The sequence below is a fragment of the Legionella fallonii LLAP-10 genome (genome assembly GCF_000953135.1).
Lineage (GTDB): Bacteria > Pseudomonadota > Gammaproteobacteria > Legionellales > Legionellaceae > Legionella > Legionella fallonii.
In genome coordinates, this window is sequence record NZ_LN614827.1 from 2,807,454 (window position 1) to 2,822,586 (window position 15,133).

The window sequence follows — 15,133 nt, forward strand, 5'->3', positions numbered from 1 at the left end:
ACCCCAGATCTTATACTCATAATCTGTGAGTATATTTCAAACGTTTGGTAAAAATATAGCTAATTCGCTAAAAATTTCCCTGAAACCATTCCTTCATTCGCAGCCAAATATTTTTGCTATTATCGCTCGTTGTTGGCGCATTATAGCTTCCTTCATATTGCTGTTGAAAGCCCTGAAGTAGCAAACCAACGCCTGTGGCAAAAGAAGGATTTTCAGTAGCTTCGGCTAATCCTGATACATGGTGAGCACATCCCTTACGTACAGGCATCTCGAAACAAAGTTCTGCAAGTTCTATAGCGCCACGTATGTTTGCGGCTCCTCCGGTCAAAACAATGCCTGCAGCCATTCGATCTTCAAATCCGCTACGGCGTAATTCATTACGTACCAGTGAAAATAACTCTTCATAACGAGCAGAAACTACATCAGATAACGCTTTAGCAGAGATTTTTCTTCCTGGTCTATCATTCACGCTGGCAACTTCCAACATCTGACTCGCATTAGCCAGCTCAGGTAAAGCATAGGCATGAGTCACTTTAATTGACTCGGCTGCTTTTGTTGGAGTACGTAATGCCATAGCAATATCATTGGTCACTTGATCGCCAGCTATGGGAATCACTGCAGTGTGCTGTATTGCTCCTTCAGAAAATATAGCTACGTCCGTTGTTCCACCGCCAATATCAATCAAGCAAACGCCTAGATCTTTCTCATCTTCTGTAAGTACTGCATGACTTGAAGCCAATTGTTCAAGAATGACGTCATTAACTTCTAGTCCACAACGGCGAACACATTTAATAATATTTTGTGCCGCGCTGACGGAACCTGTCACTATGTGTACCCGTGACTCTAATCTTACTCCTGCCATGCCAACAGGCTCGCGAATACTTCCCTGATGGTCAATAATAAACTCTTGAGGTAGAACATGAATAATTTTTTGATCCGCGGGTATTGCCACTGCTTTAGCAGCATCAATAACGCGCTCTATATCCGCTTGGGATACTTCTTTATCGCGAATAGCAACAATGCCGTGTGAATTTAAACTACGTATATGGCTACCGGCTATTCCAGCATAAACTGTTCTTACCTCACAGCCGGCCATAAGTTCTGCCTCTTGCACTGCTCGTTGGATAGAGTTCACTGTGGCTTCTATGTCAACAACAACCCCTCGCTTTAACCCACGTGAGGGATGACGGCCAATGCCAATGATTTCTATAGCCCCATCGGTGGTCACTTCACCAATTAAAGCTATAATTTTTGAAGTGCCGATATCTAACCCTGTAATAATATTTTTTTCTATTTTTTTAGCCATCATCGTCCCACTTGTTGTTTCCACTGCACTGCCATTCCGCGCGGATATCGTAGATCCACACTAGCCAACTGATCTGCTTTTTCAGCAAATACTGCAGGATATGCTTTACAAAAACGCTCTAATCGCGCTTCTAACTCTTTCTTTCCTAAGTAAATTTTTATATCATTACCCAGAATTAATACCCAAGCCTGGTTATCTCTTAAATACAATCCAGAAGATTTTAATCCATACGCTGATAATATCTTACTCAATTTTTCGTAAACTTGTAAGACTTCTAACTGTTGAGATGCAGGACCTTTTAATCGTGGTACATTCAAATCAGCAGGAACTGTTCCTTGATTAAACAAACGCCCATCTTCTGTCATTAGAGAATCATCCCAAATTGCTACAGGAACCTTTTCTACAAGTTTAATTTTTAATGTATCTGGCCAAACGCGCTCGACGTAAGCTGTATCAATCCACATCAAGCTATTTAATTCATTTTGTAATTGAGTAACTGGCAGAGCAAAAAAACTAGAATTGACGTATTTAGTTAAAACAGTTTCCAATTCTTTATGAGTTAAATGTTGATAACTTGCAGCCACTTTAATTGTTGTAATTGGAAATCGTTCAGCGTCTGAAACATACAAATAGCCTAAGCGCCCTGCTAGCACTATGGCGCTCATAATTAATAACAACAGCAGTCCATTGTATCGCAAACTGCTGTTATTTTTTTTTGCTTTTCTGATACGTTCGTTCACAGATAATCGGTCACTAGTTGTTGACGACATTGATGATGAGTTTTAGCGATTTCGATGAGCTCATCAAGTAAATCAGGATAAGCCAAGCCAGTCGCTTGCCATAATTTGGGATACATGCTAATTGATGTAAAGCCAGGCAAGGTATTAAGTTCATTAAAATAAATCTCTTCTGTCTCATCATTAACAAAGAAATCTACTCTAGCCATTCCTTTACATTTTAAGCGTGTAAAAATATCAGCTGAGGCATGTTTTAAACGCTCATTAAGTTGCTCACTAAGAGCAGCAGGAATAATTAAATCAGTTTGTCCACTTTCCAAATATTTAGCGGTATAAGAATAGAAACCGTCTGGATGATTCACATGAATTTCACCCACGTTTGATACCCTTGGAGCTGCTGAAGGGATTCTATTTTCTAATACGGCCAGCTCTATCTCACGACCTTGAATAAATTCTTCAACTAAAATCTCTTCATCATAACGTAAGGCGTCATTCACCGCGGCGATTAGTTCAGCGCTATTTTTTGCCTTATGTATACCTACACTAGAACCTAAAGAACAGGGTTTAACAAACAAGGGCCATCCAAACTCAGCAGCGACCTCAGTGCAAAACTGTTGTCGCTCATTAGCATTAGAATACCAAGACAGTACTTTGTATCGTGCTGATTTTAGCCCATTAATGCAGGCTATTCTTCTTGCCATATCCTTATCCATGCTTATGGCTGAAGGTAAAACATCACAACCCACATAAGCGACATTAGCCAATTCTAGCATTCCTTGTAAGCAACCATCTTCATATAGAGGTCCATGCACTACAGGAAAAACAACGTCCGCATCAACCGATAAACGGCCATTTATAAGTAAATTGTCTAGAGGTTTGGAATGTTCTGTTTCGACAGGCAGTTGGTCTCTGTGAGAAAGCAAGTCCTGATAATTATGCAGATGGAATTGCCCTTTTTTATCCATGGCAATTGGAATAATATTGTATTTGCTAGCATCTAAATAAGCCAACACCGATGCAGCCGAAATTAATGAAATTTCATGCTCGCCTGATTTTCCACCGTAAAGCAAAACAAGGTTGATAAGCTTAGACATTAACAGTCTCCAATAATATGTACTTCGTGGATCAACTCAATAGCTGTTTGCTCACGAACTTTAGTTTGCACTAAATGAATTAGTGCTTCAATATCAGCAGCAGTTGCCTCGCCCTGGTGGTTAATAATAAAATTAGCATGTTTCTGCGATACTAGAGCCCCACCTATACTAGCCCCTTTCAAACCACAAGACTCAATAAGGCGAGCGGCAAAATTACCAGGGGGATTTCTAAACACAGAACCACAATTATATTCATTAGTGGGTTGAGTGTTTGTTCGATGAGCTAACAATTCTTTTATAACCTGTAAAGAGGTTTCTTTATCGCCAGTAGGTAACTTTATCGTTGCAGATATGAACCATTCTTCTCCTAAACCAGCAACGTGTCGGTACCCTACTTCAAATTCTTCTGGTTTTCTAACTCTGATTTCACCTTGCCGATTAATGGTCTGAACTTCTACTACCGATTGCCATGTTTCTCCACCATGACAACCGGCATTCATTCGTAATGCACCGCCCATAGTGCCGGGAATTCCCGCCCAAAACTCGCCCCCAGAAAAATTATTCCGCGCAGCAAAACGAGCCATACTGGCACAAGATACTCCAGCCTCTACTCTAATGCTTTGCCCCGGTAAAAGAGTCATTTCTTTCAAACATCCCTGGGTCAGAATTACAGTCCCCGAGAATCCCTTATCACGAATTAGAGAATTAGATCCTAGACCCAACCACAGCAATGGTTCATTTTCAGGGAGTTGGCGCAAAAAAAAGGCTAAATCAGCAACACTAGTCGGTTTATAAAGCCGCGTGGCAGGTCCTCCCACGCGCCAAGTAGTGTAATCACCTAAGGGTTCATTTAAAAGCAAAGTCCCTTGATATTGTGTTACAAGCTCGCAATCCTTCTCAGTTATGGACATATTGATTCTCACGCTTTTTTCATTAGGTTTACAGCCATTTGACCAATACTTCCTGCTCCTTGCATCAAAATAACATCACCATCCTTAATGAATTCATCAAGTTTGGTTTTTAATGATTGCTCATTTACTAAAGTGACTCTCTTTTCTTTTGCTCTAATTTGATCCGCTAGGCCTTCACTACTGATTCCTGGGATGGGTTGTTCACCCGCAGAATAAATATCAAACAGCAACAATTCATCAGCAAGGCTCAATACGTTAACAAATTCGCCATGTAAGGATTGAGTTCGAGTATAACGATGAGGCTGAAAAACATGCACTAACCGCTTGTTAGGCCAAACTTTTCTGAATGCATCAATCGTTGATAAAATTTCTTGCGGATGGTGTCCATAATCATCAACCACAATAGCAGAACCTTTCTCAAATTGCTTTTCACCCAGCATTTGAAAACGGCGCCCAACCCCCTGGAATTTTTTTAGACCACGAATAATCGACTCGTCATCGACTCCTACCTCTGTTGCTATGGCAATAGAAGCTAATGCATTTAACACATTATGGCGCCCAGGATATTGGAACTCTATAGTCAAAGGCAAATGAGGTGCAGGTCTGATTACGGTAAACCGGCTTAACATCTCAGTTTGAGTCCAATCCACCGCCCTATAGTGAGCCTCATCTCTGAATCCATAAGTTAGAGTGGGTCTTTGAATCGCGGGGAGAATACGACGAATTTCCTCATCTTCAATACAGACTACTGCCAAACCGTAAAAAGGTAAATGATGAAGGAACTCAATAAAGGTTGTTCTTAATTTATCAAAGCTACCTTCATAAGTATCCATATGATCAGCATCTATATTGGTAACAACGGTCATCATCGGCTTCAAAAATAAGAACGAGGCATCACTTTCATCAGCCTCCACCACAAAATAAGCCGACTTACCTAATTGAGCATTCGCACCACAGCTATTTAATTTTCCACCAATAACAAAACTAGGATCTAAACCCCCTTCAGCTAACAAACTGCTGACCAAACTGGTCGTTGTTGTTTTACCGTGGGTTCCAGCAATGGCAATTCCGTGTCGGAATCTCATAAGCTCAGCCAACATTGCGGCCCTTGGAATGACTGGAATCATTAATTCACGCGCAGCGACAATCTCGGGATTATTCATATCCACAGCAGAAGAGCGAACAACAACATCAGCGCCTTTAATATTTTCGACGCGGTGTCCAATATAAACTTGAATCCCTAAAGATCTTAAACGTTGAACGGAACTCCCTTCCCCAATATCTGAACCAGTAATGCGATAACCTTGGTTATGTAATACCTCTGCGATACCACACATACCAACACCGCCAATACCAACAAAATGTATTTGCTCTACATGCCCCATCCTTGGAGATACAAATTGCTCTGAATTATTCACAATTCCCCCTTATGTTGCCAGCGTTCCCAATCCCAGAGACTGCCAACGATTTTCATGATCGATGCGCAATAATATTGCAACGACCACACAATTAATTATCATACTGGCACCACCATAACTGAGTAATGGTAGTGTTAATCCTTTTGTTGGTAACAAACCAGCATTTACCCCCATATTAATCGCTGCCTGCAAACCCAACCAAAAGGTCAGACCATAAGCTGTAAACGATGCAAAAAAACGCTCTTGGCAATGAGCGGTATACCCTATAGCAAACCCTCTAATAACAAGTATACTATATAAAGCCATAACAACTAAAATACCGAAAAGACCCAATTCTTCAGCCAAAACAGCAAATACGAAATCAGTATGAGCCTCAGGCAAATAGAGTAATTTTTGAATACTTTCACCTAAACCAGAGCCAAACCATCCCCCGCGCCCAAAAGCAATTAAAGACTGAGTTAATTGATAGCCACTGTTATATTGGTCAGCCCAAGGATCTCGAAATGCCGTTAAACGAGCAACCCTATAAGGAGAAGACACGGCTAATAAAGCAAGCGCACTAATTACCAATAGCATTAAACCAACGTAATAACGTAGTCTCACGCCTGCTAAAAAAAGAAGCGCCATCACCGTGCCGGCAATAACTACTGTCGCACCAAAATCTGGTTCTCGTAACAATAACACTGAGACAACGCCCAATATAACCATAGGCTTAATAAAACCAAAAATACTTTCACTGACTGCTTTTTGTTGCCGAACCAAGTAACCGGATAAATAAAATATCATCGTTAGTTTGGCCATTTCTGATACTTGAATTCCTATAGGCCCCAAAGATAACCATCTTCGGCTTCCATTCACCGTGCGTCCTATCCCTGGAATTAACACAATCAGCAACATGAGCAAGCAAACAATCATCATCGGCGCACTGATTCTCTCCCAGAAACTACTGTCAGTACGAATGATGACTAAAGCAATCATCAATCCAGCAAATAAATAACAGGCTTGCCGTATCAAAAAATGAAACGGTTGGTGATAATATTTTGTAGAAATCATTACGGAGCTGGAAGCAACCATCATTAAGCCAATAATGAGCAAGCCAAAAACAGCACTAATTAACCATTTATCATAAAGTGATATCGGTTTACTTACCGGTTTTCCGCGTTGGTTTAAGTGTCTCGGCCTCATAGCTCTTATAATCCAATCACAGAGGCTGTAAATACTTCACCGCGATGATTAAAATCTCGAAACATATCTAAACTAGCGCAGGCTGGTGATAGCAACACTACATCCCCAGGCTTAGCCTGAGTTTTTGCAATGACAACAGCCCCCTCTAAAGATGATGCCCGTGTTGTAGGAACAACATGCCCTAATTCTGCTTCCATTTTATCTGCATCTTCACCTATAAGTACTATTGAGCGTACAAAATCGGCTATAGGCTGCGCTAACTCTTGAAAGTCCGCCCCCTTTCCTTGTCCTCCAGCAATAAGAACTATTTTCCCTTGCATAGAACCTCCTATTCCATTAATAGCAGAAATTGTTGCCCCAACATTAGTTCCTTTGGAGTCATTAATCCATTCAACATGATCTAACGTTCTTACCCATTGGCAACGATGAGGCAAACCGCTAAACATTTTTAATACGTCAATTATATGATGCATAGGTATACCGACAGCTTCAGCCAAAGCACACGATGCCAATGCATTTAGCCAATTATGCACACCTTTAATTAATAAAGAATCTACCGCCAAAATACGGTCTCTACCTTTTGCTAAAAAGATTTTATTGTCTTGATTAATTAATCCCCAATGACCTTCATCAGGGGCATTTTGACCAAAAGAAATATGAGTTAAATCATTATCATATTGCGTTATAGGAGTAGTCCAAGAATCATCACGGCTGAATAATGCTATTTTTGCTTGATGATAAATTCGCTGTTTTGCTTCGACATAGGCTTCAAAAGAATGGTGTCTATCTAAATGATCTGGCGTTACATTAAGGATAGTTGCTGCAATTGGCGACAAAGAATAAGTTAAATCCAACTGAAAACTAGATAACTCTAAAACCCATAAGTCATATTGATGCCCATCGTCCAATAAATCTAGAACTGGAGTACCAATATTTCCTGCTACAGCAACACGAAATCCTGCAGCTTTAGCCATCTCGCCAACTAAAGTAGTGACCGTTGACTTACCATTAGTTCCCGTAATGGCCACTACAGGAGCCTTAACCTCTCTGGCTAAACACTCAATATCACCATAAATAGCGATGTCTGCTTGTTTTGCCTGTTTGAGAAAAGGCAGATCCAATGATACCCCTGGACTAGCAACAATATCAGTCAATTGGCTTATTAGTTCCGTTGGTATATGCCCTAGGTAAATCGGTACCTCAGGAAACTCTGCCCTAATTTCAGCGACACCAGGAGCATCTTTACGGGTATCAAATACTATAAATGGCTTGTTGTTTCTGTGCAAATAACGAGCAATTGAAAGCCCCGTTTTGCCTAACCCTGCAACTAAATGTAAAGAATGATCCATGATGCACCTTGCTTATCGAAGTTTTAAAGTAGCCAATCCGCATAGCACAAATACAACTGTAATAATCCAGAATCTGACTATAACCTTGGGCTCTGACCATCCTTTTAATTCAAAGTGGTGGTGTAAAGGAGCCATACGAAACAATCTTTTGCCATGAGTATATTTAAAGTAAGTCACCTGTAAAATTACTGAAATCGTTTCAATAACAAACAGCCCACCCATTATTAATAACACAAGTTCCTGTCTTACTACTATAGCTACGATTCCCAACGCAGCCCCTAAAGCGAGAGATCCTACATCGCCCATAAATACTTGGGCTGGATAACTGTTATACCATAGAAAACCTAAGCCTGCGCCCACGATAGAAGAACAAAAAATAGTTAATTCCCCAGTGTTAGGTACAAAGGGGATAGCGAGGTAATTCGAGTAAACTGCATTACTTGAGGCATAAGCAAAAATACCCAAAGCTCCAGCAACCATTACTATGGGCATGATAGCCAAACCATCCAAACCATCAGTTAAATTAACGGCATTACTACTTCCTACAATAACAAAATAGGCAAGCACTGGAAAAAAGATTCCTAGATCCCAAGTTACTGTTTTAAAAAAAGGCAGGATTAATTGAGTATGTACCGGTAAATTAGCATTCGTATACAGATAAATTACAGCAATAATTGCAATCACTGATTGCCAAAAATATTTCCAGCGGCCAGGCAATCCCTTACTATTTTTTAAGACCAATTTACGGTAATCATCAACCCAACCCACTAAGCCATTACCTAGAGTCACCAAAAGAACAAGCCACAAACTAGATTGTTGTAAATCACACCACAGTAAACAACTCACTGTAATAGCTAATAGAATGAGTACTCCGCCCATAGTAGGAGTTCCTGCCTTTGACAGATGAGTTTGAGGACCGTCATTCCTAACCATCTGCCCAATTTGCAGTCCACGTAGCCATCGAATCATCAATGGGCCACACAACAGCCCCACCATTAAAGCAGTTAAAGAAGCTAAAATAGACCTAAATGTCAGATACTGAAAAACTCTTAACGCATGATACTGTCCTTGAAATAACTGCGTTAGCCAATAGAGCATAATTGTTCCTCTTACTTAATAAAAACTGTGGTCAACTCACATAATCCCTAAATGGGGCCAAAAAGTGGCCAAGCATATCATACTCTCTAGACATCAATTAAGCAGTTTATGCACAATTTTTTCCATAGCACTCGATCGTGATCCTTTTACCAAAATCGTAGTATCTGAATTCAACTCATTGAATAAGTTTTGAGCCAAGTCATCTTGGCTAGGATAATGTTGCCCACCAACGCCAAATGCTTTTGAGGCTAACTCACTGTATGAACCACAAGTCAATAACTTATCAATTCCTAATTGGCGAGCAGCTAATCCTACTTCTTGATGGTGTTGGGTTGCCCAAGAACCCAGCTCCCCCATATCACCAAATACAAAAATCTTTCTCCCGGGGCGCTTGGCTAGCACCTCAAGCGCGGTTAACACCGAGCGCAAATTAGCATTATAAGTATCATCAATAACTGTTGATTGATTCTTCCCGGTAAGAATAGTCATACGCCCACGAACGCCACTGAAGTTGCTTAAGCCTTGTTGAATGTCTTTAATTGAAATACCTACAGCGTAACAACATGTTGCAGCGGCTAAGGCATTCCGCACATTGTGCAATCCGGGAACTTGCAACTCAATGTCTGCACGACCATTAGGCAATACTAAAGAAAAATGCCCACGACCATGAGTGTCTAACCGCACATCCTGGGCATAAACATCTGCAACATGATTAGCAGAAAAACGAAGAACCCTTTTATCCGCTAATAGTTCATCCCAGAAATGAGCATAAGCATCATCATCATTAACCACAGCAGTGCCCGCCGTAGATAATCCTTGATGTATTTCTCCTTTAGCTCGAGCAACACCATCAATAGAACCAAACCCCTCAACGTGTGCGGGGGCTATATTGTTAATCAAAGTCACATCGGGATGCACTACCGCTACTGTATGAGCAATTTCTCCCTGATGATTAGCGCCCAACTCAAAAACCGCATAACGATGCTGATTATTTAATTGTAAAACACTTAACGGAGCACCAATATGATTATTTAAATTGCCTTTAGTCGCATGCGATGGTGGTGGTAAAATAGCGGCAATCATTTCTTTAACTGTAGTCTTACCGTTTGAACCAGTTAGGGCGATGACAGGGCAATGAATACTCTGTCGATGAGCCGCTGCAATTTTTGCTAAAGCCAATATAGTATCTGCCACTACAAACTGAGGGATATGCACTCCTTCAATGTAATGATCCACTACGACGGCTACAGCTCCCTTTTCCTCGACTTCTTTAATAAAATGATGACCATCAAAATTCTCACCTTTTATAGCAATAAATAAATTTCCAGGTTGAACTTGACGACTGTCGGTAGAGATACCGTTAATTTCAGTATTTGTTTGATGTGACTGAGTAAGAAGTGATGCAATAGTATTTAGGTTCATAGTATTAAGGGCAGGCCAAAAGTCTAGTGTACTAACACTCTGGCTCATAGTTCAAGACCATCGTATTGAGAATTAATATTGTACTCCCAAAAGAACAGTTGCAGGTCGGACAATTTATTGCCCGGTCTACGTTACTATCACCTTCATTCAGAGCGCAACAAAAGGATCTCCTGCGAAACGCATTGCGCCACGTTCAGAAGCTCCTTCGTTGCAAGCACCGCTTGGAATGACAGGGTAGTGCTGCACAGACCTCCTAATTAAGCAATAGCATATTCCTGCGCTTTCTGTTCAATATGCAGCAAACGATGATAGCGTGCAATGCGCTCTTCGGTTAATGGCTTACGTTGATCATCAAGCAGATAAGCGTCCATTCCATCACTTAACTGCCTTGCGGTATCGAGCATAATAGAGAAACGCTCTTCATCAATGATTGGGTTTTTTGAGGTTTGCATGAATAAACATAAACCGCGTACACTGAAAGCACCTATATTTTGTAAATCAAAAACACCTGTTGCTGTAGCGGCAGCTAAACTACAGATTACTGGGCCTTGGCCATTAGAAAATTGATGTCTATGAAATAAATGTCCTTCACCAAAACGCAAGCCTGCAGCAAGAACAGTTTGTAATAATTCATATCCAGCAAACTGCCTATTATCTTTAGCCAATAAAAACATCATCAATGTAGACGGGGTCACTATTTGAGGCTCTTCTTTATATTCTATTGTAGGCTCATCTTCAGGAAGCAATTTCGGTTGCTGCGAGTTTTTTACTGGCTTAGTAAATAATTGCATAACTGGTTCTGACTCAGTCTCCGCACCAAGACCTAGATCAGGAGATGATGAGTTCTCTCTATTCACCTTACGGACAGCTATAATATCATCGTTAAAAGACTGAGCTTCTTTAGATGCCGCCTTTTCAGTTGGGCCAAGATCGGGCTGATATCGGGCTGGATTTAAGCTCTGCCTTCTCGCTTTCATTAAGCGCCCAATGGCCACTATAACACCGATTAACAACAGGACATTAAGTATTAAACTCCAATTTGCCTGCATCATTTACTCCATAGTCAAAGCTTCTTTCACATCAACTGCAACTAAACGAGACACGCCTGGTTCACGCATAGTTACCCCCATCAAATGATCTGCCAATTCCATAGTCACTTTATTGTGAGTAATAAAGAGGAATTGTACGAATTGTGACATCTCTTTTACTAAATCGCAAAACCGTCCCACATTTACGTCGTCTAAAGGAGCATCCACTTCATCTAACATGCAGAATGGTGAAGGATTTAGCTGAAAAATCGCAAATACTAATGCGACAGCAGTCATTGCCTTCTCGCCACCGGATAACAAATGAATAGTACTATTTCGTTTTCCAGGCGGTTGTGCCATTACTACGATACCAGCTTCTAACAGATTATCACAAGTTAATTCAAGCTGTGCTCTTCCACCGCCAAAAAGTCGGGGGAAAAGGGCTTTAAAAGAAGTATTCACTTCATCAAACGTATTTTCTAGTCGTAAGCGAGTTTCCTTATCCATCTTATCAATGGCCATCTCTAATGTGGCTAAGGCCTGGCTTAAATCTTCATATTGCTCGTCCAAATAGAGCTTACGCTGCCGCTCAGCAACAAACTCTTCAATAGCGGCTAAATTAATTGCTCCCAAGCGCTTGATTTTCTCCGCTAAAGCAATTAATTCATCTTCGCGCATACTTTGAGTTGTTCCCTGCGGAATATGCTCCAATAAAGATGAAGCGTGCAAACCTGACTCATCAAGAGATTCTTGTACTGAACTGGCACGAACAGCTAATTCTTGCTCCTGCATTCGGGTTTGTGCAATCACTTCGTGTACCTGTTTTAGCTCACGATCATAATTAAAAATAGATTGCTCTAGACTCTCCATGTTGCTTCTGAATTGTACTAGTTGCTCGCGACTTTCAGTCAATTGCAACTCTATTTCATTATGTTTCATCAATTGCTCAGCCAGTTGTTCCCTAAGTTCTGTCTCTGGCGCAGCCGATTGTATGCATAAAAGTGCTAAATGCTCTAACCGTTCTTGTAGTACATTTAAACGCTCCTGTTCTCTTGCAATTCTATCGGTTAATTGTTGGGTTTTGGTAATCTCTCGATCATGTTCCTTTTCTGCTTGGTGCAAAGTAATGCGCAGCTCTTCTACTTCTTTGTTTTGTATTGCGAAGGTATCAAGCCAATTTTGTTTTTCGTCAGCAAATTGAGCCTGCTGTAATTCATAATTTTTAAATTGATTATCTAGTAGATTTAATTTTTCAGTAATTTCTATAAGTTCTGTTGCAGTATCTTCTAGAGAAATTTGTAGTTCTTCCTGTTCGGTAGCCAGCATGGCTATCTGTCTTTCTGCTTGTTGAATAGCCTGTTCATTAGCAGTCAGGGCATTAATATTACTTCTTAAAGCCTCGTTGCTCCCGGAAAGATTTAATTGATATAACTCAATATAATTGACACTTTGTTGTAGCTGCGCGTGATATTGGTCACGTAATGCTCTAACTTCTGTAATCTTTTGCTGTAACGTATCGACTACCGCACCCAAATCAACAATTTTCTGTTGTCGCCCAAGAAAACCAAGCTCATCTTGCTCTTCAGGATGAGCTAATTTAACCCATCCTTTCCCCAACCAAAAGCCATGGGACGTCACAATTGACTCATGATCTGCTAAGTGAGGTAACCAACTAACTACCTGCTCTAAATGTTCTGCCGTATAGATATGCTCCAGGTTAGGTACTGACGCAGGAATAGAGCCTTTAATTTTATCAGCAAGGCTAGGATATTCGCGTTGCTTACTAAGCAAGGGCCTCATTGTGACTACGCTTTCCCCTTGAGACTCGCAAAGAGTCCACTGGGGCCATAGCTCCTCAAAGTCATCCAGCACATAGGCATGCAAAGCATCAGTTAATACCATTTCACAGACGGATTGCCATTGAGGTTCCACTTGCAAAATGTCCATTAATTGGGGTTTATTAGACCATTCTTTAATTGCTTGTTTATTCTGTGTTTTGCTTTGTCTTGCAGCCTTTTGTGCCGCAATCAATGCAGCGTGCTCACTATTTTGGCGATGAAAATCATCCTGTAACTGATGTAATTGTTGCTCTGTTTCCTGCAATTGGGCTCGCAGCAAATTAGCCTGTTCATTCCCTTGTTTTAACTGCGCCTCATCAAACTCTTGGGTTTCTTTTAGCTTAGATTGTTTACTCTCTAGATCTGCTTTAGTTTGTTGCAAGTCAGCTAAAGAAATAGTGGCTTGTTCTTGAAATAATTTCTCCTGCCTTAATCCTATTTGCTGGCGTCTTAATTCTAAATGCTGTGCTTTAACTTGGGTAACTTGTAACTCACTTTTAACTGAGTTTGTTGCATTCTGTACTTCTTGCCAGCGTGATTGCCATTCACGTTGTTGTATTTGAGATTCTTGCCGCAATTCTTCTTTTTCTTTGAATTTTATGTTTAATTGCCGGAGCTGCTCTTCTAGATGTGCCGCTTGTTGTTCGCTGTTTTGTAATTCTTCTTGATCTTGTTTTAATTGTTCGTCAGCAATTTGCCAATCTTCTTGCATCTGTTGTCTGTCATGTTCTAGACGTTTTTTTTCTCTATCTTGTTGTTGTATCGATTCTTCTAAACGAGCAATCTCTGTACCTAATTGATAGAAAGCAGCCTGAATTTGTTGCGAATTATCATTAGCATCCTGCAATTGTTCATTTAAAATGGTGCGTTCTTTATTAGACCCAGTCAACAAGCTTTGTTGTTGTTCATACCGAACAGCTAAATCGTGCAGTTCACTCTGCTTACGTAACTGTTGTTGGGTATAATCTTGCCATTTAAGTGCGAGTATTTCTGCGCGACAGATTTTTTCTTCTTCTTTCAGTACAGTATAACGTTCAGCAGCCTTTGCCTGACGCTCTAAACGCTGCAATTGTTTATCGAGCTCTTCGCGGATATCTGCGACTCGGTTTAAATTATCACGAGTATGTTCTATACGCTGTAACGTCTCACGACGACGCTCCTTATATTTTGAAACGCCCGCCGCTTCTTCAAGAAAAGCCCTTAACTCTTCTGGTTTTGCCTCAATCAATCGCGAAATAGTACCTTGGCCAATAATAGAATAACCGCGTGAACCGGCGCCAGTACCTAAAAAGATGTCTGTAATATCTCGTCGCCGACAACGACTACCATTCAGATAATAGGAGGAATCGCCATCTCGTGTTACAACACGCTTCACCGCAATCTCGCCGTAACTGGCAAAAGGACCGGTTAAACGCCCCAAACTATTATCAAATACAAGTTCAACTGAAGCCTGACCGACTGGTTTACGATTAGATGAACCATTAAAAATAACATCGGTCATGGATTCACCACGTAAATTTTTAGCCGAACTCTCTCCCATAACCCAACGTACCGCATCAATAATATTCGACTTGCCACAACCATTAGGGCCAACAACAGCAACTAACTGACTAGGAAAGTGAACTACGGTAGGATCAACAAAGGATTTAAACCCCGCTAATTTCAATTGCTTCAGATGCATATTGATAACGATACAAAAATAATAATCAGATATTATAACTGAGGAAGGCCGGTATGACTATTTTGT

The 15,133-nt window shown here is 40.7% G+C and carries 11 protein-coding genes; all 11 read right to left on the bottom strand.

Annotation, left to right across the window (positions count from 1 at the left end):
* Window positions 1-67 precede the first annotated feature (67 nt).
* The 11 genes from ftsA to smc all read right to left on the bottom strand — a co-directional run bounded on the left by ftsA (window position 68) and on the right by smc (window position 15,067).
* Window positions 68-1,306 carry a cell division protein FtsA gene (gene ftsA, locus LFA_RS11565; RefSeq protein ID WP_045097572.1) on the bottom strand — a complete coding sequence of 413 codons (1,239 nt, stop codon included), beginning with the start codon at window positions 1,304-1,306 and terminating at the stop codon, window positions 68-70.
* The gene (locus tag LFA_RS11570) at window positions 1,306-1,971 is read right to left on the bottom strand and encodes a cell division protein FtsQ/DivIB (RefSeq protein ID WP_231865933.1); all 666 of its coding nucleotides are present in this window, start codon (window positions 1,969-1,971) and stop codon (window positions 1,306-1,308) included. Before LFA_RS11570 ends, ftsA begins: the two co-directional genes overlap by 1 nt.
* Before the next feature lie 71 nt (window positions 1,972-2,042).
* Window positions 2,043-3,137, bottom strand: a complete 1,095-nt coding sequence (locus LFA_RS11575; RefSeq protein WP_045096329.1) for a D-alanine--D-alanine ligase family protein — start codon at window positions 3,135-3,137, stop codon at window positions 2,043-2,045.
* A complete protein-coding gene (murB, locus tag LFA_RS11580) occupies window positions 3,137-4,048 on the bottom strand; it encodes a UDP-N-acetylmuramate dehydrogenase (RefSeq protein WP_045096330.1) in 912 nt (303 codons plus the stop codon). Before murB ends, LFA_RS11575 begins: the two co-directional genes overlap by 1 nt.
* A gap of 8 nt (window positions 4,049-4,056) precedes the next feature.
* On the bottom strand, window positions 4,057-5,466 hold the full coding sequence (murC, locus tag LFA_RS11585) for a UDP-N-acetylmuramate--L-alanine ligase (RefSeq protein ID WP_045096331.1): 1,410 nt from the start codon (window positions 5,464-5,466) through the stop codon (window positions 4,057-4,059).
* 9 nt (window positions 5,467-5,475) lie between these two features.
* A complete protein-coding gene (gene ftsW / locus LFA_RS11590; protein ID WP_045096332.1) occupies window positions 5,476-6,651 on the bottom strand; it encodes a putative lipid II flippase FtsW in 1,176 nt (391 codons plus the stop codon).
* Between the two features lie 5 nt (window positions 6,652-6,656).
* Window positions 6,657-8,000: a UDP-N-acetylmuramoyl-L-alanine--D-glutamate ligase gene (murD, locus tag LFA_RS11595; RefSeq protein WP_045096333.1), complete on the bottom strand. Its 1,344-nt coding sequence runs from the start codon at window positions 7,998-8,000 to the stop codon at window positions 6,657-6,659.
* Between the two features lie 12 nt (window positions 8,001-8,012).
* The gene (gene mraY, locus LFA_RS11600) at window positions 8,013-9,098 is read right to left on the bottom strand and encodes a phospho-N-acetylmuramoyl-pentapeptide-transferase (protein WP_045096334.1); all 1,086 of its coding nucleotides are present in this window, start codon (window positions 9,096-9,098) and stop codon (window positions 8,013-8,015) included.
* Window positions 9,099-9,191: 93 nt separating this feature from the next.
* Window positions 9,192-10,520 carry a UDP-N-acetylmuramoyl-tripeptide--D-alanyl-D-alanine ligase gene (locus tag LFA_RS11605; protein WP_045097574.1) on the bottom strand — a complete coding sequence of 443 codons (1,329 nt, stop codon included), beginning with the start codon at window positions 10,518-10,520 and terminating at the stop codon, window positions 9,192-9,194.
* Window positions 10,521-10,777: 257 nt separating this feature from the next.
* Complete coding sequence (locus LFA_RS11610; RefSeq protein WP_045097575.1) at window positions 10,778-11,569, bottom strand: cell division protein ZipA C-terminal FtsZ-binding domain-containing protein; 792 nt, start codon at window positions 11,567-11,569, stop codon at window positions 10,778-10,780.
* Window positions 11,570-11,572: 3 nt separating this feature from the next.
* Window positions 11,573-15,067 carry a chromosome segregation protein SMC gene (gene smc / locus LFA_RS11615; RefSeq protein WP_045096335.1) on the bottom strand — a complete coding sequence of 1,165 codons (3,495 nt, stop codon included), beginning with the start codon at window positions 15,065-15,067 and terminating at the stop codon, window positions 11,573-11,575.
* Window positions 15,068-15,133 lie beyond the last annotated feature (66 nt).